Origin of the sequence: Deinococcus aetherius (assembly GCF_025997855.1) — a bacterium.
GTDB lineage: Bacteria > Deinococcota > Deinococci > Deinococcales > Deinococcaceae > Deinococcus > Deinococcus aetherius.
The window spans coordinates 346,103-373,058 of sequence record NZ_AP026560.1; the positions used below are offsets into that span (position 1 = coordinate 346,103).

A 26,956-nucleotide genomic window follows, 5' to 3' on the forward strand; every position below is an offset into this window, starting at 1 on the left:
GGGTCATCCGGTCCCGGCCCGGACGGCTACACTGACATACTGATGTTCGGACTCGAAATGCCCCCCCTGACCGCCGAGACCTGGGCGATTCTCGGCACCCTCGTCCTGCTGGAGGGCCTCCTGTCGGCGGACAACGCCCTCGTCCTCGCGGTGATGGTGCGCCACCTCGCGGTGGGCGTCCAGCGCAAGGCGCTCGCCTACGGCATCGGCGGCGCGGTCGTGCTGCGCATCCTGGGGGTGCTCCTCGCCGCCTTCATCCTCGAATACTGGTGGCTGCGGGCCTTCGGGGCCCTGTACCTCGCCTACCTGGCGGTGAGCCACTTCCTGAAGCACAGAACTTCGGGGGAGGACGGCGAGCAGAAGGCCCGGGGGCGCGGCTTCTGGCCGACCGTCGTGCTGCTCAACCTCACCGACCTCGCCTTCTCGGTGGACTCGATCCTGGCGGGCGTGGCGCTGATCCCGGCGGGGATGCCCCGCGAGCAGGGCCTGACCATCGTGGTGATCGGCGGCATCGTGGGACTCATCCTGATGCGCTTCGCGGCCACGATCTTCCTGCGGGTCCTCAACCGTTACCCCGCCTTCGACAACGTGGCCTACGCCCTGGTGGGCTGGATCGCCGTCAAGCTCGGCGTCGAGACGCTGGAGGCCGCCCACGAGATCTACCCGGCGGTGCCCGCCCTGCATCTCCCCACCCCCCTCTTCTGGGGGGTCATGGCCGCCATCGCCGTGATCGGCTCCTTCCTCGCCACCCGCCGCCCCGCCATGACGGGGACCCAGGCCGAGGTCGAGGCCGAGCGGGTCGTGCACAACATGGACGAGATGGTCACTGACGCCGCCGACGGGCGCATCGACGGCCGCTGACCGCCGCCTCCCGGGCCACCTCCGCCGGGGGTGGCTTTTTGCTCGCTCCCTATGCCACCCCGGACCCGTCTTTAGGGTCCGGGTTACAGTAGGCCCCATGAGCGACCTGATCGACACCATCCGTCCCCTGGCGAAAAAGACCGACAGCAAAATCCTGATGGTCGTCCTCGACGGCGTGGGCGGCCTGCCCCTGACCCCGGGCGGCGAGACCGAACTCGCCTCCGCGCGGACCCCCAACCTCGACGCCCTTGCGGCGGAGGCGCAACTCGGCCTCGTCGAACTCGTGGGGGCGGGGATCACGCCGGGGAGCGGCCCCGGGCACCTCAGCCTCTTCGGGTACGATCCGCTGAAGTACGTCGTGGGGCGCGGCGCGCTGTCGGCGGTCGGCATCGGGGTGAGGCTGGGCGCCGGGGACGTGGCCGTGCGCGGCAACTTTGCCACGCTGGGCGCCAACCGGGTGATCGAGGACCGCCGCGCGGGGCGCCCCAGCAACGAGAAGAACGCCGAGGTCGTCTCAAAGCTGCGCGAGGCCATCCCGGAGATAGGCGGCATCCGGGTCGAGATCTACACCGAGAGCGAGCACCGCTTCGTCGTGGTCTTCCGCTCGCCCGGGCTCGACGAGGCGGGGCAGGGGCTGGGGGCGAACATCAGCGACGTGGACCCCCAGGTGACCGGCGTGCAGCCCATGCTGGCCGTCGCCCAGGACACGACGAGCGGCCTGACCGCCGAACTCGTGAACACCTTCGTTCAGCGGGCGGAGGCGGCTTTGAGCGATGAGCCGCAGGTCAACGGGGTGCTCTTCCGGGGCTACAGCGACGTGCCGCACTTCCCCAGCTTCGCCAACATCTACGGCCTGCGCGCCGCCTGCATCGCCTCCTACCCGATGTACCGGGGCCTCGCCAGCCTCGTCGGCATGGATGTAGTTCCCGTCGAGGGCGAGGAGGACGCGCTGGAGGGCAAGGTCGCGGCCCTCACTGAGAACTGGGCGAAGTACGACTTCTTCTACTGGCACGTCAAGAAGACCGACTCGACCGGCGAGGACGGCGACTTCGCCGAGAAGGTCCACAAGATCGAGCTGTTCGACGAACTGCTGCCGGGTCTCCTGGCGCTCAAGCCCGACGTGCTGTGCATCGTGGGCGACCACTCCACGCCGAGCAAGCTGAAAAGCCACTCCTGGCACCCCGTCCCCCTCCTGATCCGCAGCGACTACGGGCGCAAGGACCTCGCCGCGCGCTACACCGAGGAGGAGGCGGGGCGGGGGAGCCTGGGCCTGCGGCGCGGCACCGACATCATGCCGCTCCTGATGGCGAACGCGCTGAAGTTGCAGAAGTACGGGGCGTAGGGGAAGCTCTCAGCGGTCAGCAAAAGAGGGGGAGGGGTCCGGGTGGGACCTTCCCCCTCACGCCTGTTCCCGGACCCAGCGGGCGAGGTTGGGGAGGGCGAGGGGCGTGGTCGTGTCCACCCGGAGCAGTGGGGCGTCCAGGGCCAGAGGGGACCAGCAGGCGTTTTCGGGCAGCTCGGCGTGATCGAAGGGCTGATCGATGTGGGGCCGGGCGCCCGTCGCCACCCGTTCGGCGTGTCGCCGCTTCAACTCTGGGAGGGGAGCCTCGCAGAAGAGTTGGACGATCCGCGCACCGTGCGTCTGAGCTACAGTCTCGATCTTGGGCTCGCTTAGTCCCCGGTAGAAGTGCGTCTCCAGCACCACGTTCCCGCCCGCCGCCAGGATCACGCCCGCGATGTGGTACATGATCCCGAAACTGAGCGGCCCTGCCTGGGCGCGCGTCAGGTCGGGCAAGTGGTCGTGCAGGATTTGCTTGTACTCGTCCTTGCTGACAAACGGCCAACCGAGTTCCCGCGCCAGCCGTGAGCCGAGGTACGTCTTGCCGGAGGCGGGCAGGCCAGAAACGACGAGGAGGATGGGAGAAGTCATGGTCGAAAGCTAGAGCCGGATGGGCCCTCAGTGCGTCGCACTTTTGGAGGGCACCTGAAATCTGCTCACCTCGACTTCCTACTTTTCGATGCTACCTTTGAAGCGTGAAGCTGAGCGTGAGTCTCCCCGAGCCTCAGATCGATTTTCTGGACCACTATCAGCGCCGCCACCGTCTCGGCAGCCGCAGCGAGGTGGTGCAGATGGCCTTGAAGCTGCTTCAGGAGCGTGCCCTGGAGGAGGAGTACCGCGCGGCGGGCGAGGAATGGCAGGGCAGCGAGGACGCCGTGCTGTGGGACCGTGTGAGTGGGGACGGCCTGTGAGTTCGGGCGAGGAGCCCTTGCGGCGGGGCGATCTCGTCCTTGTCGATCTCGATCCGGCGGTGAGCAGCGAGGCGAACAAGACCCGGCCCGCCGTCGTGGTGAGTAACGACCGGGCCAACCGCACCTCGCCGGTGGTGACGGTCGTTCCCGTGACCAGCAACACCGCGCACGTCTACTCCTTTCAGGTGTACCTCGCGCGGGAGGAGAGCGGGCTGGACCACGACAGCAAGGCCCAGGCCGAGCAGGTCAGAAGTCTCGACCGTCGCCGGGTCCGGCGGCACCTCGGCGCCCTGCCTTCCGAACGCCTGGACCAACTCGACGCCGCCCTCAGGCTCCACCTCACCCTGGAGTAACAGCAGGGAGGGAGGGTGAGCGGTCGCTTCAACGCCACTCCCGCGCCGCCAGACGGGAGAAGGCGTGGGGGAGGCCCCTCCACTCCCGCTCCCCCGTCTGTACAAAGCCCAGCTTCTCCAGCACCCGGCGACTGGCCGTGTTCTCGACATGCGCGAAGGCGATCAGGTCGGGACTCAGGCCCGGGTCGGGGTGGGCGAAGTGCCACTCCACCAGGGCGTGGGCGAGTTCGGTCGCCAGCCCCCGCCCCCAGCACTCGGGAGCGAGGAGGTAGCCCAATTCGCGGTGCGTGCCCTCGTCGGTGAGGCCGAAGCCGCCGCGTCCGACGGTCCGCCCCTCGTGGTCCTGCACCCGCCACTTGGTCCAGCCGCGCCCCGCCTGTTCGCGCAGGAAGTCCCCCAGCCGCTCCCGCGCCCGCTCGCGCGTGTACGGCCCGCCCACGAAGAAGCGCATGGTGAGCGGGTCCGCGTGCAGGCGGTAGAAGTCGCCCAGGTCGGCGTCTTCCCAGGCGGTCACGGTCAGCCGGGGAGTGCTCAGGACGATGGGCCGCCCATCCCTGGAAGAGTCGTCAGTTAACTCCACAGCCTCCCCACCCAAGCCAACCCGAAGCACACACCCGCCGCGATCAGGGCGACCAGCATGGGAGCGAGCGGCCACTGGATGCCCGGAGCCGCGCGGCCGAGCCGGTTCTGGGCGGCGGCCTCGGCCCCCGTGGTCCGCGACGTGCCGAGAACCATTGCCCCAGCCAAACAGCACAGGGCGGTGCCCGCGAAATTGAGCCCGGCGAGCACGCTCGCCAGCCCGTTCCTCATCAGCAGGAGCCCGAGGAGGGCCGAGGCCGCGCTGAGACTGGCTCCGTACAGCCCCCCCCGTCGCAGGAGGTCTTGCAACGCTTCCCAACGTGTCTGAGGTCCAGGTGCCGACTTCATGGTCCAAGGGTAGACCTGTCGCGGTGGGATTGACAGCGGGGGGAGAGGATATATCTACGGCCTTTAACCTCCGCTTGCCCCTCGTCCCTCATGCTTCCGGTGGATGACGCGCACTTCCCCTCCCCCTACCCTGGGCGGCGAGATGATCGACCCTGCTGCCTGCCCCCTCACCGTGACCCATGCCCCGGGCGGTCACATGAAAGGCCGGTAGAGTGGGAGCCATGCGGTTTTTCACTGGCCTCGGCGTGTTGCTCCTGCTGGGAACGGCGGGCGCGGGCGGCCTGTGGTGGATGTGGGGGCGCGACCTGCCGAGCGTGGGCGACCTCGACGTGCTGGAGTTCAGCGGCCAGACCCGCGTGTACGACCGCGCGGGCAAGCTCGTCGGCACGCTGACGCCCACGCTCGGCAGCGGCGAGAGCGTGAACCGCCACCTGCTCCAGCTCGGCGAGATCAGCCCCACGCTCCAGAAGGCCATCGTGACGAGCGAGGACCGCCGTTTCTACGAGCACCACGGGGTCGACTACATCGGCATCGCGCGGGGGCTGTTCAAGGGTATCTTCGAGAACGACCTGGAGGGCGGCTCCTCTATCACCCAGCAGGTCATCAAGAACACCCTGCTCGCCGACCTGAGGAGTGCCCGCACGCCCGAGCGCAAGTTCAAGGAGGGGGTCCTCGCCTATCAACTGGAGCGCAGCTTCAACAAACAGCAGATTCTGGGCGCCTACCTCAACGTCATCTACTGGGGCGACGGGGGCCGCAGCGACATCGTGGGGGCCGAGACCGCCGCGCGGGCGTACTTCAGGAAGAGTGCCTCGGACCTCAACCTCGCCGAGAGCGTGTACCTCACGACCCTGGTGCCCGCACCCAACAAGCGGTACCGGGACTTCAAGGCGTACCGGCCCCTGATGCGCAACCTCCTCGACCGGATGGTGGAGGACGGGCGGATCACCCGGGGGCAGGCGAACCTCGCGTGGCGCACGCCGATCTACCCGGCGGGCTGGCGCATTGGCTGGAACGACGACGGCACGGTGCGCTCCGCCGTGTTGGAGCGGCCGGGGAGGCTTCAGGAGAACATGCCCCGGCCCCCCGTGCAGACGGGCTTCCACTACCTACAGGCGGTCGAGCGCGAACTCATCCCCGTGATCGGGCGCAAGGCGCTGTACGGGGGCGGCAAGGTCTTCACCGGGATGGACCTTCAGGCCCAGCAGAGCGCCGAGCAGGCCAGCCTGAACGCGCGGCTCCCGGAGGGCGCCACCCTCGGCATCGCGCTCGTGAACCCGCAGAACGGGGAGGCGCTGGCGCTCGTCGGGCAGAAGCTCACGGGCGGGCGGCCGGGCGACTGGAACAACGCGACCCAGGCGCGGCGGCAGGTCGGCAGCTCGATCAAGCCGCTCCTTTACACCCTGGCGCTGGAGAAGGGCTGGAAGCAGAGCGACGTGGTGCTCGATTCTCCCATCGAGGGCGACTACCAGCCGCAGAACTACGACGGGCGCTGGACGGGCCGTTACGTGACCATGCGCTACGCCCTCGACCACAGCCTGAACCTCCCTACCGTTCGCATCGCGCAGGAGATCGGGCTGAACACCTTCGAGGCCAAGCTGCGCGACCTGGGCCTCGATCCGCCCGCGAATGCGGGCCTGCCCCTGAGCATCGGCACGCTGGAGGCGAGCCCCCTCCAGATGGCCGCCGCCTATGCACCCTTCGCTAACGGCGGGCTCTACTACCGGCCCAGCCTGGTGCGCCGGGCCGAGGACGAGCGGGGTCAGGTCCTGTACACCCGCCCCGTGCCGCAGGGCAAGCGGGTGTGGGACGCGCGGACGGCGTGGCTGGGGCTGGACATGATCCGGGGCGTGGTGAACGACCTCACCGAGTATCAGGGCGGCCTTGCCACCCGCGCGCAGATTCCCAGCTGGGACGTGGGCGGCAAGACGGGCACCACGAACGACGTGAAGGACCTGTGGTTCGCGGGCGTGACCCCGCTGGTCTCCGGCGCCGTCTGGGTCGGCAAGCAGGCGGGCGGCGCGCTGCCCGGCTGGGCCTACAGCGGCGAGATTCCCACCCCCGTCTGGCAGCAGGCGGTGGCGGGCACGCTCGCCGGACGCTCACCGCAGCCCTTCCGCGAGCCGGGCGGCGTCGCCTACCAGGTGGTGCGGCAGGTCGAGATGGCCTTCCGCGAGGAGGAGCAAGGCACCGAGCAGGTGGCCCACGACGGCAGCCGCCGCGAGAACGGGGGAGGCGGCTTTTTCGGCAGGCGCAACCGTTACACGGTCCCCGCCCCGGCTCCCGAGCCCCAGCCCGAGGTGGTGACCCCTGAGGAGCCCGCGCCGGAGGTTCCCGCCGACGCCTTCCCCCAGACGGAGCCGCCGGTCGGCGAGGCCCCCAACGACGGAACAGTCACGGGAGACCAGGGTGGCTTCGGTGGCGGCACGGCGGAGGTCGCCCCGCCCCCCGAGCCCCTGCCCGAGACCCCGCCCGCCGAGGAGTCCGCGCCCATCGACCTGGGCCTCACCGCCACCCCTCCCACCGAGCCTGAGCCGCTCCCCGAGGTTGTTCCCGACAGCGGCACTCCGGGCGACGGGAGCGAATTCTCCGAGCCGTCCAGCCAGTTCGACGGCTTCCCGCAGGACGACGGCGGCGCGGACGGCACACAGACGGCGCCTCCCACGTACTGAGGACGCCGCCCGCCACTCCGAACACCCCTCGGGAAAGCCTGCCGAGGGGTGTTCCGTTTTCCTCAGCCGAACACGCGCGCCGGGTTTCCCACCGTCATCTGCTCGATCTGCGCCCGGGTGATCCCCCGGCGTTCCAACTCGGGGAGGATGTCGTCGAAAAGGTGCGTCGGGTGCCAGTCCTTGACTGCGGGCAGCATCGCCTCCGGCATGGGGAGCGGGCGGCCCAGCCAGTGCCAGATGCTGTCGTGCGAGAGGAGGATGCGGTTCGCGTAGCCGTCGCCGAGCAGCGCCTCCAGCACCCTCAACCGGTCGCTGTCGAGCGGCATCCCCACGATGCCCTGGAGGCCGATGCGGTCGAGGGCGATGTTGACCCCGTGCCGCAACGTCTCCCGGTGGTAGTCGGGGTCGGTGTTGCCGTCCATGTGGCCGATCATGATTCGGCCGGGGTCGGCGCCCTCGCCCACGAGGAGTTCGGCCTGCTGCGGGCCCTGGGTGCCCTCCTGCGTGTGGGTGATGATGGGCACGCCCGTCTCGCGCTGCACGCGGGCCGCCGCCTGGAAGAACACCCGCTCGTAGGGGGTGATCTCGTCCCGGCTGCTCGCCAGCTTGAGGACGCCCGCCCGGATGCCCGTTCCCCCGATGCCCTCGGTGACCTCCCGGAGCATCATCTCGTAGACCTCCTCGACCCCCGCGCCCAGCGAGAAGCGGAACTTGAAGTAGGTGGTGCCGCCCTCCCCCTCGTAGTAGTAACCGCTGGAGCAGAGGATGTTCAGGCCGGATCGCTCGCTCACGTCGCGCAGGAACAGGGGATCGCGCCCGCACTCGTTCGGCGTGGCGTCCACGATGGTCTTCACTCCGCGAGCCTTGACCGCCTCGGCAACTCGCAGACACTCGGCGAGGACAGCTTCGCGGTCGAAGCCGCCGAGGGTCACATCTCCCTGATAGCCGGGGTAGCCGAAGATCACATGTTCGTGGGGCAGGGTCAGGCCGAGTTGGGCGGCCTCGACAGGTCCGGTGACGGTCTGTGCGCTCATGGGGGCTCCTGGGGAAAGAGGGGAGGGCTGAACGGTCGGCCGTCCTGGGTCTGACTTGTTGAGTGGGGCTCATCTTAACGGCTCGTCTGGGGGCGTCAAGCCGCGCGGTTGAGCCGTATCGGGACGGGTGCTAGCCTGCCCGGGCTTCAAAAGAACGATCTGGCTGGAGTTTGGCTCTGCCTGGAGGTGACGCATGACGGCTGGCGAACACGAGACGATCTTCACCATCGAGGCCACCCCCGTGAAGTTCGGGGCGGGCGCCGCGCAGGACGCGGGGTGGGAACTCGCCCGCCTGGGCGTGCGCCGCGCCTTCGTGGTCGTGGACCCGGGGGTGCGGGGGGTGGCCGGGCCGATTCTGGAGAGCCTGCGCGCGGCGGGGGCCGACCTCATCGAGTGGGGCGACGTGGAGACCGAGCCGAGCCTGGGCGCGCTGAACCGGGCAGTGGCGGCGGCGCGCGAGGCGAGCCCGGACGGTTTCGTCGCCATCGGGGGGGGCAGCGCCATCGATACGGCGAAGGTCGCCAACCTCCTCACCACGCACGGCGGGGAGATCATGGATTACGTGAACCCGCCCATCGGCGGCGGCAGGAAACCGCCCTCCTCCCTGCGGCCTCTCCTCGCCATCCCGACGACCTCGGGCTCGGGGTCCGAGGCGACGACCGTGGCGATTCTTGACCTGCCCGAGTTGGGTATCAAGACGGGGATCAGCCACCGCGCGATGCGGCCCACCCAGGCCATCGTGGACCCCGAACTCACCCGCTCGGCGCCGGGGGCGGTGATCGCCTCGGCGGGGCTCGACGTGGTGTGCCACGCCGCTGAGAGTTTCCTCGGCCGCCCGTACACCAGCCGCCCCCGGCCCGCGAGCCCCGACGACCGCCCGCCCTACCAGGGGAGCAACCCGGTCGCCGACCTCTGGTCCGCCCAGGCGATCCGCTACGGGGGCGAGTACCTCCGCCGCGCCGTCCTTGACGGAGGCGACGTGGAGGCGCGGGGCCTGATGATGCTCAGCGCGACGATGGCGGGGGTGGGCTTCGGCTCGGCGGGCGTCCACATCCCGCACGCGTGCGCGTACCCGCTTGCTGGCCTCAAACACGTCTACCGCCACCCCGGCTACCCCGGCGAGAAGGTCTTCGTGCCGCACGGCTTCTCGGTGATCGTCACCGCCCCCGCCGCCTTCCGCTTCACCTTCGACGCGGACCCCGAAAAGCATGTGCGGGCCGCGAGCCTCCTGACGGGCGAGACGTACAGCCCGAACGACCGCGAGGCGTTGCCGAACGCCCTGATCGCCCTGATGCGCGACGTGGGGGCGCCGAGCGGGGTGCGCGAACTCGGCTACGACGAGGCTGACATCCCCGCACTCGTGGACGGAGCCCTCAAGCAGCAGCGCCTCCTCGCCGTCGCGCCGAAGGCTCCGACTGCCGATGATCTGGCGCAGATTTTCCGCGACTCGATGAGTAACTGGTAGACCCGGCTACGCGCCGTCCAGGGGGATCAGGGTAACCCTCCCCGTCTCCGCCGCGCCGTCGATGGTCAGCACCTCCAGGCGGCAGGGGAGGTCGTCGCGGCCATGCTCACGGCTCAGGTACGTAACAGCGGCGCGGTGCATCAGGGCGAGCTTGCGTGCGGTGACACTCTCGGCGGCGCCCCCGAAGCGGGCGTTCTTCCGCTGCCGCACCTCGGTGAAGACGAGCGTTCCGCCCTCGCGGGTGATCAGGTCGATCTCGCCTCCCGGGATGCGGTAGTTGCGCGCCACGACCTCGCGCCCCAGGGCTTGCAGGTGGGCAGCGGCCCGGTCCTCGGCGTCGGCTCCCTTCAAGTCAGCCACTCTCGCCAGCGGGTGAAGTCGGGGACGGTCCTCACCGCGCCCGCCGCGAGCAGGGGGGCGGGGGGAGCCGTGGTCGTCAGTGCCACGACCGTGCAGCCCGCACCCGCCGCGCTTCTTACCCCATTGACGGCGTCCTCGTGGGCGAGGCAGTCCCGGGGATCGAGGCCCAGGAGCGCCGCCCCCCGCTCGAAGGGCTCGGGGTGGGGCTTGCCGCGCGTGACGTGCTCGCCCAGCACGCGCGGCCCGAAGCGGTGCCCGAGCGAGAGCGCCTCCATCCCGAACTCGACGTTCACGGCGTCCGCGCTCGTGACGAGGGCGAAGGGGACGGCGCGCTCCTCCAGCGCGTCCAGGTACTCGCCCAGGCCCGGGACCTCGCGGAGGTGCCCGCGCGCCAGGTCCCGGTAGCGGGTCTCCTTGGCGACGTGAAAGCGCAGGGCCAGGTCCGCGTCCGGCGCCTCCCCGGTCAGCCGCTCGATGATCTCGGGGTTGCGCCCGCCGTCCACCTTCGTGTCGAGGTCGTGGACGGTCAGCGTCAGGCCCAGCAGTTCGGAGGCGATCTCCTGCCACGCCTGACGGTGCCAGGCGTTGTTGGACATCAGCACCCCGTCCATGTCGAAGAGGACACCTGCGGGTCGGGTGGGGAGCTTGAGGCTCACCCTTCTCCCGGCCCGTGCCCGAGGTCGGCGAGGAGGTCGCGGTACAGGCGGGCGGCCTCCCGGCGCACGTCGTCCACGCCCGCGCCCTCGTCCGCGAGTTCGAGGGCGACCTCCAGCGCCTCGGCGAGGACGGGGGCGTAGATGGGCCACGCGCCGCTCGGCTCGCCCGACTGGGGCGTTCCCCTCCCGGCGTCCAGCGCCGCGAGGGCCGCCTCCGCCGCCGCCCGTTCGGCCTCGCGCTTGTTGCGGCCCTCGCCCTCGCCCAGCACGCGGCCCGCCACCGTGACCGTCGCGTGGAAGGTCAGCTCGTGCGGCGGACCCTCCGAGGTCGCGTCGAAGGTCGGCGTGCCCAGCCCCAGCGCCGTGAGGCGCGCGATCAGGTCCCCCTTGGGATTGATGCCCGTCATGCCCGCCAGCGTAGCGTGCCCGGGAGGGGTGCGCCCGGCCTCACGTCCAGCCCGCCCGTCCCTGCCCCAAGTATGCTCGCCCACCGGAGGCCCCATGACCCGGCCCGCCCCGGACGCCCTGCCCTCCGCCCCGATCCGCCCCGAGCGCCGCCTGGTGCTGGGTTACGACCCAAAGCACCCCGGCATAAATTTCATTCAGGGTGAGCGCACGGCCCAGGCAGGGGAGGGGAATGCTGCCCTGCCCCACGAGTTCCTGAAGCTCCCACTTGCCACCCTCCCGCGTGTAGGCGTACACGCGCCGCTCGTCCTGCTCGACGATCAGGCAGGTCTGGAGGCTGGGAAGGGCGGTATGCGCGGTGTATTTGCCCACGCGGTCGTGAGCGGCGGTGCTGGAGGACAGCACTTCGACGAGAAGACAGGGAGCCGTCTCGGCATCCTCGCTTCCACTGAGCCGGTCACAGACCAGCATCACGTCTGGATAGAAGAAGGTGGAGTTGCCCTCTACAGCGAGTTTCATATCAGACTGGTAAAGGTGGCAGCCCTCTCTCAGCGCGTCGGCGTTGAGTGCGGCGGTGACATTCACGCTGATACGGACATGAGCCCGGCTTGCCCCCGCATGCGCGTGGAGCGGATACACGAACCCGCCGACGTATTCGCGCTTGTAGGGGTTTTTCTCCTCGGTACGGAGATACTCCTCCACGCTCATCCGTCTGAAGGCGGGATCACTCAAGGGTTAAGGGTACAGGGCGGGGTCCTACCGCCGCCCCTTCCGCCTGACCTTCTGCCCCGGCACCGTCGCCTGCTTGAACTCCTTGCCCTGAAGCCTCGCCTCGATGGCCCGAATCTGGTCACGTAAGCTCGCGGCCCGCTCGAAGTCGAGGTCCTCCGACGCCTGCCACATGTCGAGTTCGAGGTCGGTGAGCTGCGAGGTCAGGGCGTCGCGGTCGCCGCCAACATTCTCGGAGGTGATCTCGTCGGGCGTTTCCTCACCGCGAATCACGTTCCGCACCCCCTTGATGACGGTGGTGGGGGTGATGCCGTGCTCCAGGTTGTAGGCCACCTGCTTCTCGCGGCGCCGGGCCGTCTCGTCCATCGCGCTTCTCATCGCGGGCGTGATCTCGTCGGCGTACAGCACGACCTCGCCGTTCAGGTTGCGCGCGGCGCGTCCGATGGTCTGGATCAGCGCACGTTCACTGCGGAGGAAGCCCGGCTTGTCCGCGTCGAGGATGGCGACGAGCGAGACTTCCGGCAGGTCCAGTCCCTCGCGCAGCAGGTTGATGCCCACCAGCACGTCGTAGTGCCCGAGTCTGAGGTCACGGATGATGACCTGCCGCTCCACCGAGTCGATGTCGGAGTGCATGTAGCGGGTGCGGACCCCCTTTTCGAGCATGTACTCGGTCAGGTCCTCGGCCATCCGCTTCGTCAGGGTGGTGACGAGGGTGCGTTCTCCCTTCGCCGCCCGCTCGCGCACCCGGCCCAGCAGGTCCTCGATCTGGCCCTTGATCGGGCTGACGGTGACGGGCGGGTCCACCAGCCCGGTCGGGCGGATGATCTGGTCGGCTACGCCGTCGCTTACTTCTCGCTCGAAGGGGCCGGGGGTGGCGGAGACGAACACGGTCTGCCCGGTCTTCGTCAGGAACTCCTGGAAATTCAGCGGGCGGTTGTCCATTGCCGATGGCAGGCGGAAGCCGTAGTCCACCAGCGTCTGCTTGCGCGCCCGGTCGCCGTTCGCCATCCCGCCGATCTGCGGCACGGTGACGTGCGACTCGTCGATGAAGGTCACGAAGTCGTCCGGGAAGTAGTCGAGCATGGTGTAGGGTGTTGCGCCCGGCACCCGACCGTCGATGTGCCGCGAGTAGTTCTCGATGCCCGAGCAGTAGCCCAACACCTTGAGCATCTCCAGGTCGTAGAGGGTCCGTTCCTTGATGCGCTGCGCTTCGAGCAGCTTGCCCACCGACTTGAAGTATTCGAGCCGCTCGTCGAGTTCCTGCTGGATCGTCACGATGGCCCGCTCGATGTTCCCCGCGCTGGAGACGTAGTGCTTAGCGGGGTAGACGATGGTGGCGTCGAGGTCGCCCAGCCTGTCGCCCGTGACCGGGTGGACGACCTGAATGCGGTCCACGTCGTCGCCCCACAGCTCGATCCGCAGGGGCTGCTCGTCGTAGCTCGGCCAGACCTCCACCGTGTCGCCCTTGGCGCGGAAGCGGCCCGGGCTCATCTCCAGGTCGTTGCGCTCGTACTGCATGGTGACGAGGCGCCCCAGAATCTCGTCGCGGCTCACCTTCTCGCCCACCTTCAGAATCAGGTTCAGCGCCCGGTACTCGGCGGGGTCGCCCAGGCCATAGATGCACGACACCGACGCGACGACGATGGTGTCCCGGCGGGTCAGGAGGCTGCGGGTCGTCGAGTGCCGCAGCCGCTCGATCTCCTGGTTGATGGAGGCGTCCTTCTCGATGAAGAGGTCCTTACCAGGCACGTAAGCTTCTGGCTGGTAGTAGTCGTAGTAGGAGATGAAGAACTCGACCGCCGCCTCGGGGAAGAACTCGCGGAACTCGGCGGCGAGCTGGGCGGTCAGAATCTTGTTGGGCGCCATGACGAGGGCGGGGCGGCCCGTCTCCTCGATGACCTTTGCCATCGAGTAGGTCTTGCCCGTGCCCGTCGCGCCGAGCAGGGTCTGGAAGCGCAGGCCCGACTCCAGGCCGTCCACCAGACTGCGAATGGCGGTCGGCTGGTCTCCGGAGGGGGTGAAGTCGGACTTTACCCGTAGCATCCTTTTATTTTACGCCTACAACGTAGTCAGTGGGAAGGGTGGGGGAGTAGGCCTTTCGGCTGGGTGAAGGGGCGGGAGGGGCAGAGCATCTTGCGACGGCTTGCCCCCACCCCCCAGCCCCCTACCCCCCGAGGGGGCAGGGGGAGCTGGTCGCTGCGCTCGGCAAGGGCACACGGAAGGCTAAGGTGGACGTGTCTTTCTGAACGCAAGGTCTGATCTTGTCGCCTCCCATCGGCTAGCCCACCGTCTCGCTGCGCGAGCCGACGTGGCCGTGGGCCAGGACCGTCCAGTCACAAGCACTCATAGGGCGTCCCTATTGACGGTTTAAACTGGGGCGGTACTTGATGTACGCCTCCAGAATCTCGACAAGCACTCATAGGGCGTCCCTATTGACGGTTTAAACAGCGCACAAGCCCTCGCTCTTTTTGCCCCTCCCCCTTGAGGGGGGAGGCTGGGAGGGGGTGAACCGAGCGTCCCCCAGCGCCCCTCACTACCTCAACACCCCATCTTTTTGCTACTTATCCTCCCCCTTCTCCAACGCCTCCCGCGCCACCGTCAGGAACGCCCGCAGCGTGGGGTCCCTTCCTGCCTCCCGCCGCCACACCGCGACGATTTCGACCACGGGCGCGTCCTCCAGCGGGCGGTAGACCACGCCGGGCAGGGCGAGGCGGCTGAAGAACTCGATGGGCAGGAAGACGCCGATGCCCGCCGCCACGAGCGAGAGCAGGGTAGGAATCTCGATGGCCTCCTGCACGACGTTGGGGGTGAAGCCCGAGGCGGCACACCAGCGCATGACCTGATCGAAGTAGGTGGCGCGCAGGTGGCGGGGGAAGAAGACGAAGCGTTCCCCGGCGAGGTCCCCGACCTTCAGGCGCCGCTTGCGGGCCAGGGGATGCCCGGCGGGCAGCGCGGCGACGAGGGGCTGCCGCCAGAGGGGACGTGAGTCGAAGCCGGGGTCGCGCACGGGCAGCAGCATCAGGCCGAGTTCGATCTGCCCGCCGCGCAGGGCTGCCTCCTGCTCCTGGGCGGTGAGTTCGCGCAGGTCCACGCTGACGTTCGGGTACAACTCGCGGAAGGAGCGCACGATCTCCGGCAGGCCGCCGAAGGCCAAGCCGCTCACGAAGCCCACCGTCAGGTGCCCCACCTCGCCCCGCGCCGCCCGCCGCGCCCGCTCCACCGTCTGCGCCGCCTGTGCCAGCGTCTCCCGCGCGCCGATCAGGAACTCGCGCCCCGCCGGGGTGAGTTGCACCCGCCGCGTGGTCCGCAGCACGAGGGGCACGCCCACCTCGTCCTCCAGGTTGCGGATGGAGTTCGACAGCGCCTGCTGCACCACGAAGACGCGCTCGGCGGCCCGCCCGAAATGTTCCTCCTCGGCGAGGGCGACGAAATGACGGAGGTGGCGCAGTTCCATGTGCAGGCCTTTCCGGGGAGGAGTGACACGGGGGCAAGTGTGCTTCCCTCTCCTACCTTCCCAGCTTGTCATACTTACCATTCAGTCTGGTGAATGATTGGGTTTCCCCCTGTTGGAAGGGGTGAATTCCGGGCCCTACACTAGCCGCATGACGAAAGTGCCACCGCGTGCAGGCTTGTCCCCGCAGGAACGCGAACAGCTCAACAATGTGGAGACGCAGGAGTGGCTCGACTCGCTCGCGTACGTCTTCGCCAACGCGGGCGACGACCGGGCGGCGCAGCTCCTCGAAGACCTCGACCATTACGCCTACTTCCACGGGGCGCCCATCCAGTTCAAGCAGAACACGCCCTACATCAACACCATCGACGCCGACCAGCAGCCCGAGTATCCCGGCGACCTAGAACTCGAACGCCGCATCCGCAACATCATCCGCTGGAACGCCGTGGCGATGGTCGTCAAGGCGAACAAGAAGAGTGACGGCATCGGCGGCCACCTCGCCACCTACGCGAGCAGCGCCGAGCTGTACGAGGTCGGCTTCAACCACTTCTTCCGGGGGCACGGGGCGGGCGCCAGCCGCGACCTGATCTTCTTCCAGGGGCACGGCAGCCCGGGCATCTACGCCCGCTCCTTCCTAGAGGGCCGCTTCAGCGAGGCGCAGCTCAATAACTTCCGCCGGGAACTCAGCCCGGACGGCCCCGGCTTATCGAGCTACCCCCACCCCTGGCTGATGCCGCACTACTGGGAGTTCCCGACCGTCAGCATGGGGTTGGGTCCTATCCAGGCGATCTATCAGGCGCGGTTCATCAAGTACCTCGAAAACCGGGGCCTGCGCGAGAAGGGCGACGCGAAGGTCTGGGCCTTCCTGGGCGACGGCGAGATGGACGAGCCTCAGAGCACCGGCGCCCTCCGATTCGCCGCGTACGAGAACCTCGACAACATCGTCTTCGTCCTGAACGCCAACCTCCAGCGCCTCGACGGGCCGGTGCGCGCCAACTCCAAGGTAATTCAGGAGTTCGAGGCCCTCTTCCGGGGGGCGGGCTGGAACGTCATCAAGGTCGTGTGGGACTCGAAGTGGGACGAGCTGCTCGCCAAGGACTACAACGGCGCCATCGTCAAGCGCTTCGAGGCGCTGGTGGACGGCGAGTCGCAGCGTTACGCGGCCTTCGGCGGCAAGGAGCTGCGCGAGAAGTTCTTCAACACGCCCGAACTCCAATCTCTCATCGAGGGCTGGACGGATGCCGACCTGGAGCTGCTCAACCGGGGCGGCCACGACGTGAAGAAGATTTACGCGGCGTACAGGCAGGCCACCGAGCACCGGGGCAGCCCGACCGTCATCATCGCCCGCACGGTGAAGGGCTACGGCCTGGGCGAGACGGCGCAGGCGCGTAACGTCGCCCACCAGGTCAAGAAGCTGGAGTTCGACGCGCTGAAGAACCTGCGCGACCTGCTGGAGCTGCCCCTGACCGACGAGCAGGTCGAACACCTTGACTTCTACAACCCCGGCCCCGACTCGCCGGAGGTGAAGTACGCGCTGGAACGCCGCGCCGCGCTGGGCGGCTTCGTGCCCGAGCGCCGGGTAGACTACCCGCACCCCACCGTGCCGACCGGTGAGTTCTACGAGGAGTTCGCCGCCGGGAGCAAGGGCCGCGCGGTGAGCACCACGATGGCCGCCGTGCAGGTCATCAGCAAGCTGCTGCGCGACAAGGGCATCGGCAAATACATCGTACCCATCGTACCGGACGAGGCGCGTACCTTCGGCATGGACGCGCTGGTGCCGCGCATCGGCATCTACTCACCGCGCGGGCAGACGTACCAGCCGGTCGATGCCGGGTCGCTGATGGCCTACAAGGAGAGCGTGGACGGGCAGATGCTGGAGGAAGGCATCACGGAAGACGGCGCGATGGCCTCCTGGATCGCCGCCGCGACGAGCTACGCGAACCACGGCGTGCCCACCATCCCCTTCTACGTCTTCTACTCGATGTTCGGGATGCAGCGCATCGGCGATCTCGTGTGGGCCGCCGCCGATCAGCGGGCGCGGGGCTTCCTCTTCGGGGCGACGGCGGGCCGCACCACCCTGGCGGGCGAGGGGTTGCAGCACCAGGACGGCAACAGTCTGCTTCAGGCGTACGTGGTGCCCAACCTCAAGGTGTACGACCCCGCCTTCGCCTACGAACTCGCGGTGATCGTGGAGCGCGGCATCCAGCGGATGTACGTGGACGGGATCGACGAGTTCTACTACGTCACCATCGACAACGAGAACGAGGTCCAGCCCGCTATGCCCGAGGACGGGCGCAGCCACGAGGAAATTCGTGACGGCATCATCCGGGGCATGTACCGCTTTCAGGCGAGCGGAAACAAGAAGGTTAAGCTCCGCGCCCAGATTCTCGCCAGCGGCCCGGCGATGGGCGCGGCATTGGAGGCGGTGCAGAAGCTCGAAGCGTATGGCGTCGCCGCCGACGTGTGGAGCGTGACGAGTTACAAGGAACTCCACCAGGAGGCCCTGGCGGTCCAGCGCCACAACATGCTGCACCCGACCGAGAAGCCGGGGGTGAGCTACGTCGCCTCGCAACTGAGCAAAGAGAACGCCCCCGGCGTGCTGATCTCGGTGAGCGACTACGTGAAGCTCGGCGCGGACGGCCTGAACGGGCACCTCGACCGCAAGGTGTGGACGCTGGGGACCGACGGCTTCGGGAGGAGCGAGGCCCGCGAAGAACTGCGCGACTTCTTCGAGGTGGACGCGCGGCACGTCGTCCTCGCCACCCTGTACGCCCTCCAGCAAGGCGGGCAGGTGAAGGGAGACGTGGTTCAGAAGGCGATCACCGAGCTGGGCATCGACCCCGAGCGGATGAACCCGGCGGTGCGTTAAGGGTTGGGAAACAACCCGGGCCCCGGAGCTGTGGACAAGATGGGGGCCGAGCGGCCTCCACAGGCTCCCGGCCCGGGGCTCTTTCCCCGTTCGCCTTCTCAATTCTCAAGGAGCGTCCAGCATGGCGACCGAAATCAAACTCCCCGATGTGGGGGACAACATCGAGCAGGGCACCGTCGTCACGGTCCTTGTGAAGCCCGGCGACACGATTCAAGAAGGCCAGCCCATCATCGAGATCGAGACCGACAAGGCCGTGGTGGAGGTTCCGGCGAGCCAGGGCGGCACGGTCGAGAACGTGGGGGTGAAGGTCGGCGACACCGTGCCCGTGGGTGGCACGATCCTGACCCTGGCCGGAGGTGACGCCGCCCCCGCCGCGAATGTCCCCGCTGCCGAACCCGATGCCCCCACGACCGCCGCCGACCCCGGCACCGCGAACCGTGTCGCGCAGGCCCAGGTGGACGCGCAGAAGGAGCAGGCCGGGCAGCCGACCGGGGGCACGGCTGGAACGGGCGGAGGTGGCGGCGGCCCCCAGGTCACCCTCCCCGACGTGGGCGACAACATCGAGCAGGGCACGGTCGTCACGGTGCTCGTCAGACCTGGCGACACGATCACCGAGGGTCAACCCGTCATCGAGATCGAGACGGACAAGGCCGTAGTCGAGGTTCCCGCGAGCGCCGCCGGGACGGTGGAGGACGTGCGGGTGAAGGTGGGCGACTCGCTGAGCGTCGGCGGGGTCATCCTGACGCTGACGGGAGGAGGAGCGCCCTCGGCCCCCTCCCAGCCCGCCCCCGGCCAGGACAGCACGGCGCAGATGAGCGACTCGCCCGGTGTGGTCGGCCCCGCCGCCGAGCCCGACAGCTCCACCGTGGCCGAGGACCCGAACACGGCGAACCGGGTCGCGCAGGCTCAGGTAGAGGCGCAGAAGGAACAGGCCGCCACGCCGGGACCGACCGTCGCCACTACCTCGCCGACCCCGCCCACCTTCGACGGTCGCCCGGTGCTTCCCGCCTCGCCCAGCGTGCGCCGCCTGGCCCGTGAACTCGGGGTGGGCCTGCGGAGCGTCCAGGGCACCGGGACCGCCGGGCGCATCAGCGAGGAGGACGTGCGGCGGAGCGCGGCGGCGGCGAAGGCTCCCGCACCTACGCCTGCCCCCGCTTCCCAGCCCGCCCCGGCTCCGACTCCCGCCCCTGCCCAGCCCACTCCTGCCCCGGCAGCACCTCCCGCTCCCGCTCCCGCCGCTCCCCTCCCCAACTTCGAGCGGTGGGGCACGGTGCGCCGCGAGGACATGAGCGGCATCCGCAAGGCGACGATCCGCTCCATGACGACCTCGTGGACGACCATCCCGATGGTCACGCACTTCGACAAGGCGGACGTGACCCGGATGGAGGAGACGCGGCGGCAGTTCGGGGCGCGGGTCGAGAAGGCGGGCGGCAAGCTCACGATGACCCACATCCTGATGAAGGTCGTGGCGAACGTGCTGCGCAAGTTCCCCAAGTTCAACGCCTCGCTCGACCTCGCCGCCCAGCAGGTCGTCTACAAGGACTACGTGAACCTCGGCGTGGCGGTGGACACTCCCCAGGGCCTGCTCGTCCCTGTCCTCAAGGACGCCGACCGCAAGAGCATCACCGAGATCGTGCTGGAGATCAGCGAACTCGCCGGGAAGGCCCGCGAGCGCAAGCTGAGGCCCGACGAGATGCAGGGGGCGACCTTCACCATCTCCAACCTCGGCGGCATCGGCGGCCACGCCTTCACGCCCATCGTGAACGCGCCGGAGGTCGCCATCCTCGGCGTGTCGCGCGGCGGTTTCAAGCCGGTGTGGAACAAGGAGACGGGTAGCTTCGAGCCCCGCAACATGCTGCCCCTCTCGCTGACGTACGACCACCGCCTGATCGACGGGGCCGACGCCGCGCGCTTCGTGCGGGCGATCTGCGAGACGTTGGAGGACCCGTTTCTGATCAGCCTGTAGCGGGGAGCGGTCAGCTCTCAACGGTCAGCCGTCAGCAGAAAGCCCCCGTCCGAGTGGCGGGGGTTTGGTTTTGGGCTGGAACGTTACGAGTCTTTGGGATCGCCGTCGCCGCGCACCGCGTCCTGCACCTCGGGGCGGACGCCGGGGGGGAGGTCGCCGGGGGTGGAGCCGAGGTGGGGGGGCACTTCCTGGCTGGGTGGGGTGTAGCCGGGGTTGGGGTCGACGGCCGTGCGCTGGCGCTCGTCCACGGTGGCGAGGCTGGCGCTCACCCCCAGGCCCATGGGGACCGCAGCGTCCAGGGTGGCGCTGTCGAGCCCGGGGCCGACCGTCTGGGCGCCCGCGAATTCGGGGGCCTGAAGCTGGTGCTCCATCGCGCCCGGATCACGGGTGGCGAGCCGGTCGAACTGCCCGGTGACCTCCTCGGGGTCCGGAATCTCCACGGACTCGTACTTGTGCTCGTTGGAGCTGCTGACCCGGTCCTCGGCGGGTGTGGTCGTGTAGAAGGGCTGGGAAGTGTCCTTCGGGTCGGGGGCCTGGTACCCCGTGTGGTGGTCGGGCCGCCCCGTCAGCTCGTTGACCGGCTCCCCGGTGGGAGGCCCGGGGGGGGCGTCGATTCCGCGTCCGTCGCCGTTGTTCGTCATGCCCCCAGTGTCCCGCGCAGCCGTGAGGGGCACCTTCCGGCTTTCTTCAGCGTCGTGCCGCCCCCCGCTCAGAATCTCCAGCACGTCCCGGTGCCCCTCCTCGCGGGCGAGGTGCGCCGCGTCCCGTCCGTCCTCCGTCCGCGCCCCCGGGTCCGCGCCCGCTGTGAGCAGCGCCTCCACCAGCATCAGGTTCCCGTTCTGCGCCGCGCCGAGCAGGGGCGTGAAGCCGCCGTGCTGCGGGGCGTTCACCTCCGCCCCCGCCGCGAGGAGCCGCAGGGCAAGGGCGGTGTGGTCACCCGCGACGGCGGAGTGGAGGGGCCGGGCACCCATAGCGTTCGTGCTCGCCCGGTTCACGTCCGCCCCCCGCGCCAGCAGTTCGGCGGCCACCTCCTCCCGCCCGAAGAAGGCGGCGAGGCCGAGCGGCGTGAAGCCGTCGGGGCTGGTGGCGTCCATGATGTCGGGCCGCTCGTCGAGATTCCGCCGCAGGGAGGCCAGTTCCCCGGTCGCGGCGGCCTCGAACACGGTCAGGAGCAGGCCCGCCTCCCGCATCCTCTCGACCAGCACGCGGGCCAAATCGTGCTTTCCGTAGTACGTGGCGAAGAGGACGGGAGAAACGCCCATTGGGCTGACGGCGCGCAGGAGGGCGGGGTCGTGTTCCAGCAGCGCGTGGACAGTTGCCTCGTCGTTCGTCTGGAGGGCGGCGAAGAGGGCCTGGTCGTGGGCGGGGTGGGTCATGGGGTCATGGTAGGCGCCCGGTCCGGAGCCCTCCTCACCTCACCCGCACCACCATCGCAATGCCCATGCCGCCGCCAATGCACAGGCTCGCCACCCCCGTCTCCTTGCCCTCGCGCCGCAGGGTGTGGATCAGGGTAGTGAGCACCCGCGCCCCCGACGCCCCGATGGGGTGCCCCAGCGCAATCGCCCCGCCCGTCAGGTTCACCCTGGAGGGGTCCACCCCCAGGTCCCGGATCACCGCCAGGCTCTGCGACGCGAACGCCTCGTTGAGTTCCAGCAGGTCCACGTCCCCCAGCGTCATTCCCGCCTTCTCCAGCGCGATGGGAACCGCCCTGGCCGGGCCGATTCCCATGATCGCCGGAGCGACCCCGATGGCCGCGTAGCTGACGATCTCCGCCAGCACCGGCAGCCCGTTCGCCCCCGCGTACGCCTCGGTCGTCACGATCAGCATCGCCGCCCCGTCGTTCAGGCCGCTCGCGTTTCCGGCCGTCACCGTCCCGTCCTTCTTGAAGGCGGGCCTCAGCTTGGCGAGGGCCTCCAGAGTCGTGGCGCGCGGGTACTCGTCGGTGTCGAAGAGGGTGGGCCCCTTCCTGCCCGGCACCTCCACGGGCACGATCTCTTCCTTGAAGTGCCCCTGTTCGATGGCACGAGCGGCACGGTGTTGGGTGTCCAGGGCGAAGGCGTCCTGCTCCTCACGGCCCAGGTTCCACTGCGCGGCGATGTTCTCGGCGGTGACACCCATGTGCACGTCGTGGAAGGCGTCGGTCAGGCCCTCGGAGAGCATGGAGTCCACGAGCTGCCCGTGCCCCAGGCGGTAGCCCTGCCGGGCGCGCGGGAGGAGGTAGGGAGAACGGCTCATGCTCTCGGTGCCGCCCGCGAGGTAGAGCTTGCCGTCCCCGGACCTCAAGCCCTGGACGGCGGAGATGACGGCCTGGAGACCGGAGCCGCAGACCCGGTTCACCGTCAGCCCGGGGACGTGCTGGGGAAGGCCCGACCCCACGGCGACCTGGCGGGCGACGTTCATGCCCTGCCCGGCCTGCAAGACGTTGCCGACGATGACATCCGCCACGTCGTCGCCCTTGACTCCATCCAGGACAGCCTTCGTCACCGTCACGCCGAGGTCGGCGGCGCTGACCTCGGCGAGGCTGCCCAGAAAACTTCCAATCGGCGTGCGCTTCGCCGCCGTGATCACCACTTTATCCATGAGGGCAGTCTAGCGGGGGGCGTTACACGGCCAGGTGACCCCGTAACGGCCCGGTAATGGGGCGGCGGGACGATCTTGCCCGGGAAGACTCGCCCGACAAGGAGCACGCCATGACCACCACTTCGGTTCGCACCGTGCATGAACCCTGGCTCTCCCGCCTGCTCTTCGCCGACATTCGCCTCGCTCCCCTCTGGGCGCTCATCCGCGTGTACGTGGGCTGGCAGTGGCTGGAGGCGGGCTGGCACAAGGTCACCGACCCGGCCTGGGTGGGAGCCCGGGCGGGAACAGCCATCACCGGTTTCCTGCACGGCGCGTTGGAGAAGACGGGCGGCGAGCACCCCTCCGTGGCCGGATGGTACGGGTGGTTCATCGGGAACGTCGCGCTACCCAACGCGACCCTGTTCTCGTCCCTCGTGGCCTTCGGGGAACTCGCGGTCGGCCTCGCGCTGATCCTGGGTCTGCTCACGGGCGTCGCGGCCTTCTTCGGCGGGCTGATGAACGCGAACTTCCCGCTGGCGGGCACCCTCTCAAGCAACCCCCTGCTGTTCATCCTGGCGACGTGGCTCGTGCTCGCGTGGCGTGTGGCGGGGTGGTGGGGCCTCGACCGCTGGGTGCTGCCGCGCCTGGGCGTCTTCAGCTCGTCGCTCGCGGCTCCCCGGCCCGCCGGGGGGAGGACGGCGGGCCCCTCCTGACGGGCGGCGCTAGGCTCGGCGCATGGCCCGCCCCACCCCCGAAGCGCGCACCGCCTACCCCTACCACCACCCCACCCCGACCCGCTGGGCGGACAACGACGTGTACGGCCACGTCAACAACGTCATCTACTACGCCTACTTCGATACCGCCGTGAACGCCTACCTTGCCGCCCGGGGGGCGCTGGACGTCCAGGGGGGAGCGGTGATCGGCCTCGTGGTCGAGACGGGCTGCGCCTTCTTCGCCCCCGCCACCTTCCCGGAGACCCTCGGCGTCGGCGTGCGGGTGGCGCACCTGGGCCGCAGCAGCGTCCGGTACGAACTCGCCGTCTTCCGGGAAGGGGAGGACGCCGCCTGCGCGCAGGGGCACTTCGTCCACGTCTACGTGGACCGGGAGACGCGCCGACCGACCGAGTTGCCTGCCGCCTTCCGTGCCGCCCTGGAGGATCTGCGGGTCGGCTAGCCTCTCCTCCCCGCCCGCCACACCCAGATCATGAGCAGCGGTTGAAGCGGCAGGCGGGCCCACAGCGACCACTCGGGCAGGGGGCGGAAACGCTCGGCGTGCCACGCCATCTGAACGTTCGCCGGGAACACGGCGACGAGCAGCGCGAGCAGCCACCACCGGGCGGCGGGGCGCGTGGTCGGGTGCAGCAGGCCCAGCCCGCCCGCGATCTCCGCCGCGCCGCTGACGAGGGTGGCCGTGCGCGGGGGCATCGGCACCCAGAGCGGGACGATCCGGTCGAAGGGTTCCGGCCTCAGGAAGTGCAGCACCCCAGCCCCCACGAACAGGGCGGCGAGGAGGAGGACCCCGGGGGCGGGAAGACCACCCGTCTCTGGTCTCCGGGCCAGCGGAAGGGGCCGGACACCAGGCCCGGCCCCCGGCCCTCCATTCACCTCAGCCCTGCTTGCTCGCGGGGACGTTGCGGGCCTCCTCCACGTCCTTCGACTCCTTGCGCCCGTCGTGCTCGGTATTGCGTGCGCCCCCCGCCTCGCGCTCGTGGACCTCCTGCTTGTTTCGCTCGTACTCCCCGGGCTGGCTGGTGTGGCCGCTGTTCTTGTCGTCTTTGTCCGGCATGAGGGCAGCGTGTCACGCGACCGACACGGCCGGAAGAGAGAAGCCCCAGCGGACGTTAAGGGACGGGCCGGTCTCGGGGTGCGGGCGGATCACAGGCGAGGCAGGGTGACTCCGGTCTGGCCCTGGTACTTTCCGTTGCGGTCTCCGTACGTCATTTCCGGTCGCTCGCCCTCGAAGAAGAGGAGTTGTACGCACCCCTCGTTGGCGTACATCTTCGCCGGAAGAGGCGTCGTGTTGCTGAATTCGAGTGTGACATGGCCCTCCCAGCCCGGTTCCAGAGGTGTTACGTTGGCGACGATACCGCAACGTGCATACGTGGATTTTCCTAATGCTACAACCATAATATTGTTGGGAATCCGCATATACTCCAGGCTGCGGGCCAGAACAAATGAATTCGGCGGAATAATAATTTCTTTTGACCGGATGTCGATAAAAGCCCGCTGGTCGAACGCCTTGGGGTCCACGATGGTGTTGCCGTGCGCGTTGGTGAAAACCTTCCACTCGTCGGCGCAGCGCAGGTCGTAACCGAAGGAACTCAGGCCGTAGCTGATCACGCTGGCGTTCTCGGTGGTCCGCACGAGGCGGTCCTCGAAGGGCTCGATCATGCCCGCTCGGGCGAGTTCGCGGATGCGCCAGTCCGGGAGGATGCTCATGGGCCGCATCCTAGCGGGCGGGAGACGCTAGCCTGCACGCGTGAGGCGCGGCGGGTGAGGGTGGCGGTGATCGGCGACGTACACGGCAACGCCTTCGCGCTGGAGGCCGTGCTGCGGGAGGTGCGGGCCTCGACCCCCGACCTCACCGTCAACCTCGGCGATCAGGTCGAGGGCTCGGCGGACCCCGAGCGCGCCGCGCGGATGCAGGCGGAACTGGCGGCGGCGGGGGCGCTGGAGGTGCGCGGCAACAACGAGGAGAAGCTGTGGCCGGGCGGGCGCCGCTCACCGCTGAGCCGCCTGTACGGGGCGTGGCTGGAGGCGCATGTGGACGCCGCGTTGCTCGCCCGGGTGGCGGCCCTGCCCCTCACGGCCCGCGCCCCCGGCGGCGCCCTCTTCGCCTGCCACGGCACACCGGGGAGCACCTGGGACAGCCTGCTGTGGGTGTGGCAGCCCGATCCGGCGGGCGGAGGCTTCTATCGCGCCCGTGATCCCCGCGAGTTGCGCGCCCTGGTGGAGCCGCTGGCCGCCGAGGTCGTGCTGTGCGGCCACACCCACCGCCCCGGCGCCACCCGCGTGGGGGATACCCTCGTCGTGAACGCGGGGGCCGTGAGCGATCAGGTGGACGGCGACCCGCGCGCCCGCTGGACGCTCCTCGAACGCCGCCGGGACGGGTGGGCCGCCGAGTTCCGGGCGGTGGCGTACGACGTCGAGGCCGCCGTCCGGTGGTCCTTCGCCCACACGCCCTTCGGAACGGACCAGGCGGCGATCCTGCGCTCTGGGACCTTCGACGTGCGCGGTGGGTGACCCGGAGCCGGGGGCAACCGGTACGCTGTTCCCATGCGCAGAGTGGTGGGAGCGGTCGTGGGGCTGGCGCTGGGTTCGTCGGCCCTGGCACAGGGCGCCCCGGTCGCGTGCCGGGGGCAGCCGGGAGTTCCGGCCTGGGCGGGGCCGGGCGTCTTCTGGGGAACGCTCGGCGGCGGGCCCGTCGCCCTGCGGCTGGGACCCGGGGACGACGGCGAGCGCGCCCGCTACTTCTACGAGCGGCGGGGCGTGAACATCACCCTGGTGCCCACCCACCAGCGGGAGACCCTGCTCCTGCGGGAAGAGGTCTGGACGCTCTCGGGCACGGAGGTCACCGGCTGCCTGCGTCTGGAGCGGGCCGGAACGGGGCTGCGGGGAAGCTGGACCAGTCCGGACGGGAAAAGAACCCTGCCCGTCACGCTCGCCCCGCTGGACGTGACGCGCCTGCCGCTCAACCTCCCCGATTCCCCGGGGTTGAGGAAGTTGCGGGCCTCCGACCCGCTCGCCTTTCTCAAACTCAACCGCGCCTGGGTGAAGGAGGCGGGGGGTGCCAGCGTCCGTGAGTCGCTCAGCGGGATACGATACCCACGTCTGCCGGGAGGGAGCGCGGCCCTCGACGCCGCCCTGCAAGACCGGCAACTCGTCCACGCCGCGAACGCCCTTGACTGCCGCGCCCGGCTGGCCGGGGCGGGAGAGGAAGCCTACGTGCTGAGTGCAGAGGTGACCTTCCGCAGCCCCCGGCTCCTGAGCGTGTTCGAGAGCGCGGGCTACTTCTGCGGCGGCGCCCATCCCGACGGCTTCGACGTGGGCCTGATTCTTGACCGCGCCACCGGCCGCGAGGTGCCCGTCACGGCGATCTGGCCGGGGTTGACGCCCATGCGCCTGCGGACCCTGTACCTCACTCGCAGCGGCGCGGATGGCGAGTGCCGGGAGGTGCTGGCGGACCCCGATCTGAAACTTACCGCCCACCTCACCCCCGGGGGGCTGGCCCTCACGCCGACGAGCCTGCCGCACGTCGTCACCGCGTGCGCCGACACGGTCACGCTTCCCTTCGCCTCCCTGGGCGACCGGGCGAACCCGCAGGGAACGTACTTCCGTGACCTCTACCCCCGCTGAGGCAAACATCAAAAATAAGGAGCGCCCCGGGGTCCCCGAAGCGC

Annotated in this window: 27 protein-coding genes; 12 read left to right on the forward strand and 15 right to left on the reverse strand. The window is 69.4% G+C overall.

Annotation, left to right across the window (positions count from 1 at the left end):
• Positions 1-42 precede the first annotated feature (42 nt).
• Together DAETH_RS01740 and DAETH_RS01745 are read left to right on the forward strand one after the other, a co-directional pair.
• Positions 43-861 (forward strand): TerC family protein, encoded by an 819-nt coding sequence (locus DAETH_RS01740; RefSeq protein WP_264776231.1) that lies wholly within the window; start codon positions 43-45, stop codon positions 859-861.
• Between the two features lie 97 nt (positions 862-958).
• Positions 959-2,203: a 2,3-bisphosphoglycerate-independent phosphoglycerate mutase gene (locus DAETH_RS01745; protein WP_264776232.1), complete on the forward strand. Its 1,245-nt coding sequence runs from the start codon at positions 959-961 to the stop codon at positions 2,201-2,203.
• A gap of 57 nt (positions 2,204-2,260) precedes the next feature.
• Here the strand turns inward: DAETH_RS01745 and DAETH_RS01750 are convergent, their stop codons facing one another.
• Entirely contained in the window at positions 2,261-2,791 is a 531-nt protein-coding gene (locus DAETH_RS01750) for an AAA family ATPase (RefSeq protein WP_264776233.1), read from the reverse strand.
• Between the two features lie 104 nt (positions 2,792-2,895).
• On the opposite strand from DAETH_RS01750, the gene DAETH_RS01755 reads away from it, so the two are divergent.
• Both DAETH_RS01755 and DAETH_RS01760 read left to right on the forward strand, forming a co-directional pair.
• The gene (locus DAETH_RS01755) at positions 2,896-3,111 is read left to right on the forward strand and encodes a ribbon-helix-helix domain-containing protein (RefSeq protein WP_264776234.1); all 216 of its coding nucleotides are present in this window, start codon (positions 2,896-2,898) and stop codon (positions 3,109-3,111) included.
• Positions 3,108-3,464: a type II toxin-antitoxin system PemK/MazF family toxin gene (locus tag DAETH_RS01760; protein WP_264776235.1), complete on the forward strand. Its 357-nt coding sequence runs from the start codon at positions 3,108-3,110 to the stop codon at positions 3,462-3,464. Before DAETH_RS01755 ends, DAETH_RS01760 begins: the two co-directional genes overlap by 4 nt.
• 28 nt (positions 3,465-3,492) lie before the next feature.
• Here the strand turns inward: DAETH_RS01760 and DAETH_RS01765 are convergent, their stop codons facing one another.
• Together DAETH_RS01765 and DAETH_RS01770 are read right to left on the reverse strand one after the other, a co-directional pair.
• Positions 3,493-4,044 (reverse strand): GNAT family N-acetyltransferase, encoded by a 552-nt coding sequence (locus tag DAETH_RS01765; protein WP_264776236.1) that lies wholly within the window; start codon positions 4,042-4,044, stop codon positions 3,493-3,495.
• Positions 4,035-4,391: a hypothetical protein gene (locus tag DAETH_RS01770; protein WP_264776237.1), complete on the reverse strand. Its 357-nt coding sequence runs from the start codon at positions 4,389-4,391 to the stop codon at positions 4,035-4,037. Before DAETH_RS01770 ends, DAETH_RS01765 begins: the two co-directional genes overlap by 10 nt.
• 221 nt (positions 4,392-4,612) lie before the next feature.
• On the opposite strand from DAETH_RS01770, the gene DAETH_RS01775 reads away from it, so the two are divergent.
• Positions 4,613-7,063, forward strand: a complete 2,451-nt coding sequence (locus DAETH_RS01775; RefSeq protein ID WP_264776238.1) for a transglycosylase domain-containing protein — start codon at positions 4,613-4,615, stop codon at positions 7,061-7,063.
• A gap of 62 nt (positions 7,064-7,125) precedes the next feature.
• On the opposite strand, the gene DAETH_RS01780 is transcribed toward DAETH_RS01775, so the two are convergent.
• Entirely contained in the window at positions 7,126-8,097 is a 972-nt protein-coding gene (locus DAETH_RS01780; RefSeq protein WP_264776239.1) for a phosphotriesterase family protein, read from the reverse strand.
• Between the two features lie 193 nt (positions 8,098-8,290).
• Between DAETH_RS01780 and DAETH_RS01785 the strand changes: the two genes are divergently transcribed.
• Positions 8,291-9,562: a hydroxyacid-oxoacid transhydrogenase gene (locus DAETH_RS01785; RefSeq protein WP_264776240.1), complete on the forward strand. Its 1,272-nt coding sequence runs from the start codon at positions 8,291-8,293 to the stop codon at positions 9,560-9,562.
• Positions 9,563-9,568: 6 nt separating this feature from the next.
• Here the strand turns inward: DAETH_RS01785 and DAETH_RS01790 are convergent, their stop codons facing one another.
• From DAETH_RS01790 to DAETH_RS01815, 6 genes are all read right to left on the reverse strand, one after another.
• A complete protein-coding gene (locus DAETH_RS01790) occupies positions 9,569-9,913 on the reverse strand; it encodes a YraN family protein (protein ID WP_264776241.1) in 345 nt (114 codons plus the stop codon).
• Positions 9,910-10,578: an HAD family hydrolase gene (locus DAETH_RS01795; protein ID WP_264776242.1), complete on the reverse strand. Its 669-nt coding sequence runs from the start codon at positions 10,576-10,578 to the stop codon at positions 9,910-9,912. Before DAETH_RS01795 ends, DAETH_RS01790 begins: the two co-directional genes overlap by 4 nt.
• The gene (locus DAETH_RS01800) at positions 10,575-10,985 is read right to left on the reverse strand and encodes a putative dsRNA-binding protein (protein ID WP_264776243.1); all 411 of its coding nucleotides are present in this window, start codon (positions 10,983-10,985) and stop codon (positions 10,575-10,577) included. The genes DAETH_RS01795 and DAETH_RS01800 overlap by 4 nt, the downstream gene beginning before the upstream one ends.
• Before the next feature lie 40 nt (positions 10,986-11,025).
• Positions 11,026-11,715, reverse strand: a complete 690-nt coding sequence (locus tag DAETH_RS01805; protein ID WP_264776244.1) for a Uma2 family endonuclease — start codon at positions 11,713-11,715, stop codon at positions 11,026-11,028.
• A gap of 24 nt (positions 11,716-11,739) precedes the next feature.
• Positions 11,740-13,755 (reverse strand): excinuclease ABC subunit UvrB, encoded by a 2,016-nt coding sequence (gene uvrB / locus DAETH_RS01810; RefSeq protein ID WP_264776245.1) that lies wholly within the window; start codon positions 13,753-13,755, stop codon positions 11,740-11,742.
• A 514-nt stretch (positions 13,756-14,269) separates the two neighbouring features.
• The gene (locus DAETH_RS01815; protein WP_264776246.1) at positions 14,270-15,166 is read right to left on the reverse strand and encodes a LysR family transcriptional regulator; all 897 of its coding nucleotides are present in this window, start codon (positions 15,164-15,166) and stop codon (positions 14,270-14,272) included.
• 148 nt (positions 15,167-15,314) lie between these two features.
• Here DAETH_RS01815 and aceE point away from each other — a divergent pair, with 148 nt between their 5' ends.
• Entirely contained in the window at positions 15,315-18,032 is a 2,718-nt protein-coding gene (gene aceE, locus DAETH_RS01820; protein ID WP_264776247.1) for a pyruvate dehydrogenase (acetyl-transferring), homodimeric type, read from the forward strand.
• 121 nt (positions 18,033-18,153) lie between these two features.
• Positions 18,154-19,998 carry a 2-oxo acid dehydrogenase subunit E2 gene (locus DAETH_RS01825; RefSeq protein WP_264776248.1) on the forward strand — a complete coding sequence of 615 codons (1,845 nt, stop codon included), beginning with the start codon at positions 18,154-18,156 and terminating at the stop codon, positions 19,996-19,998.
• 83 nt (positions 19,999-20,081) lie between these two features.
• Here DAETH_RS01825 and DAETH_RS01830 read toward each other — a convergent pair whose 3' ends face one another.
• A complete protein-coding gene (locus DAETH_RS01830) occupies positions 20,082-21,374 on the reverse strand; it encodes an ankyrin repeat domain-containing protein (protein ID WP_264776249.1) in 1,293 nt (430 codons plus the stop codon).
• Positions 21,375-21,408: 34 nt separating this feature from the next.
• Positions 21,409-22,578, reverse strand: coding sequence for an acetyl-CoA C-acetyltransferase (locus DAETH_RS01835; protein WP_264776250.1), 1,170 nt, complete (start codon positions 22,576-22,578; stop codon positions 21,409-21,411).
• A gap of 110 nt (positions 22,579-22,688) precedes the next feature.
• Here DAETH_RS01835 and DAETH_RS01840 point away from each other — a divergent pair, with 110 nt between their 5' ends.
• Together DAETH_RS01840 and DAETH_RS01845 are read left to right on the forward strand one after the other, a co-directional pair.
• Positions 22,689-23,270 carry a DoxX family membrane protein gene (locus tag DAETH_RS01840; protein WP_264776251.1) on the forward strand — a complete coding sequence of 194 codons (582 nt, stop codon included), beginning with the start codon at positions 22,689-22,691 and terminating at the stop codon, positions 23,268-23,270.
• 22 nt (positions 23,271-23,292) lie between these two features.
• Positions 23,293-23,730 carry an acyl-CoA thioesterase gene (locus DAETH_RS01845; protein ID WP_264776252.1) on the forward strand — a complete coding sequence of 146 codons (438 nt, stop codon included), beginning with the start codon at positions 23,293-23,295 and terminating at the stop codon, positions 23,728-23,730.
• Here DAETH_RS01845 and DAETH_RS01850 read toward each other — a convergent pair.
• The 3 genes from DAETH_RS01850 to dcd form a co-directional block, all read right to left on the reverse strand.
• Entirely contained in the window at positions 23,727-24,116 is a 390-nt protein-coding gene (locus DAETH_RS01850; protein ID WP_406585099.1) for a DoxX family protein, read from the reverse strand. The two genes, DAETH_RS01845 and DAETH_RS01850, sit on opposite strands and share 4 nt — an antisense overlap.
• A gap of 46 nt (positions 24,117-24,162) precedes the next feature.
• Entirely contained in the window at positions 24,163-24,342 is a 180-nt protein-coding gene (locus tag DAETH_RS01855; RefSeq protein WP_264776253.1) for a hypothetical protein, read from the reverse strand.
• 89 nt (positions 24,343-24,431) lie between these two features.
• Positions 24,432-24,995, reverse strand: a complete 564-nt coding sequence (gene dcd, locus DAETH_RS01860; RefSeq protein ID WP_264776254.1) for a dCTP deaminase — start codon at positions 24,993-24,995, stop codon at positions 24,432-24,434.
• Positions 24,996-25,049: 54 nt separating this feature from the next.
• On the opposite strand from dcd, the gene DAETH_RS01865 reads away from it, so the two are divergent.
• Positions 25,050-25,799, forward strand: a complete 750-nt coding sequence (locus DAETH_RS01865) for a metallophosphoesterase family protein (protein WP_264776255.1) — start codon at positions 25,050-25,052, stop codon at positions 25,797-25,799.
• A 33-nt stretch (positions 25,800-25,832) separates the two neighbouring features.
• Positions 25,833-26,912, forward strand: coding sequence for a hypothetical protein (locus tag DAETH_RS01870; protein ID WP_264776256.1), 1,080 nt, complete (start codon positions 25,833-25,835; stop codon positions 26,910-26,912).
• Positions 26,913-26,956: the final 44 nt, after the last annotated feature.

Excerpts from the sequence above, each read along its gene's own strand:
- DAETH_RS01740 (WP_264776231.1), top strand. The coding sequence starts at position 43 with ATGTTCGGACTCGAAATGCCCCCCCTGACCGCCGAGACCTGGGCGATT.
- DAETH_RS01745 (WP_264776232.1), top strand. The coding sequence starts at position 959 with ATGAGCGACCTGATCGACACCATCCGTCCCCTGGCGAAAAAGACCGAC.
- DAETH_RS01750 (WP_264776233.1), bottom strand. The coding sequence starts at position 2,791 with ATGACTTCTCCCATCCTCCTCGTCGTTTCTGGCCTGCCCGCCTCCGGC.
- DAETH_RS01770 (WP_264776237.1), bottom strand. The coding sequence starts at position 4,391 with ATGAAGTCGGCACCTGGACCTCAGACACGTTGGGAAGCGTTGCAAGAC.
- DAETH_RS01775 (WP_264776238.1), top strand. The coding sequence starts at position 4,613 with ATGCGGTTTTTCACTGGCCTCGGCGTGTTGCTCCTGCTGGGAACGGCG.
- DAETH_RS01780 (WP_264776239.1), bottom strand. The coding sequence starts at position 8,097 with ATGAGCGCACAGACCGTCACCGGACCTGTCGAGGCCGCCCAACTCGGC.
- DAETH_RS01785 (WP_264776240.1), top strand. The coding sequence starts at position 8,291 with ATGACGGCTGGCGAACACGAGACGATCTTCACCATCGAGGCCACCCCC.
- DAETH_RS01800 (WP_264776243.1), bottom strand. The coding sequence starts at position 10,985 with ATGACGGGCATCAATCCCAAGGGGGACCTGATCGCGCGCCTCACGGCG.
- uvrB (WP_264776245.1), bottom strand. The coding sequence starts at position 13,755 with ATGCTACGGGTAAAGTCCGACTTCACCCCCTCCGGAGACCAGCCGACC.
- DAETH_RS01815 (WP_264776246.1), bottom strand. The coding sequence starts at position 15,166 with ATGGAACTGCGCCACCTCCGTCATTTCGTCGCCCTCGCCGAGGAGGAA.
- aceE (WP_264776247.1), top strand. The coding sequence starts at position 15,315 with ATGACGAAAGTGCCACCGCGTGCAGGCTTGTCCCCGCAGGAACGCGAA.
- DAETH_RS01825 (WP_264776248.1), top strand. The coding sequence starts at position 18,154 with ATGGCGACCGAAATCAAACTCCCCGATGTGGGGGACAACATCGAGCAG.
- DAETH_RS01830 (WP_264776249.1), bottom strand. The coding sequence starts at position 21,374 with ATGACCCACCCCGCCCACGACCAGGCCCTCTTCGCCGCCCTCCAGACG.
- DAETH_RS01835 (WP_264776250.1), bottom strand. The coding sequence starts at position 22,578 with ATGGATAAAGTGGTGATCACGGCGGCGAAGCGCACGCCGATTGGAAGT.
- DAETH_RS01840 (WP_264776251.1), top strand. The coding sequence starts at position 22,689 with ATGACCACCACTTCGGTTCGCACCGTGCATGAACCCTGGCTCTCCCGC.
- DAETH_RS01845 (WP_264776252.1), top strand. The coding sequence starts at position 23,293 with ATGGCCCGCCCCACCCCCGAAGCGCGCACCGCCTACCCCTACCACCAC.
- DAETH_RS01855 (WP_264776253.1), bottom strand. The coding sequence starts at position 24,342 with ATGCCGGACAAAGACGACAAGAACAGCGGCCACACCAGCCAGCCCGGG.
- dcd (WP_264776254.1), bottom strand. The coding sequence starts at position 24,995 with ATGAGCATCCTCCCGGACTGGCGCATCCGCGAACTCGCCCGAGCGGGC.
- DAETH_RS01870 (WP_264776256.1), top strand. The coding sequence starts at position 25,833 with ATGCGCAGAGTGGTGGGAGCGGTCGTGGGGCTGGCGCTGGGTTCGTCG.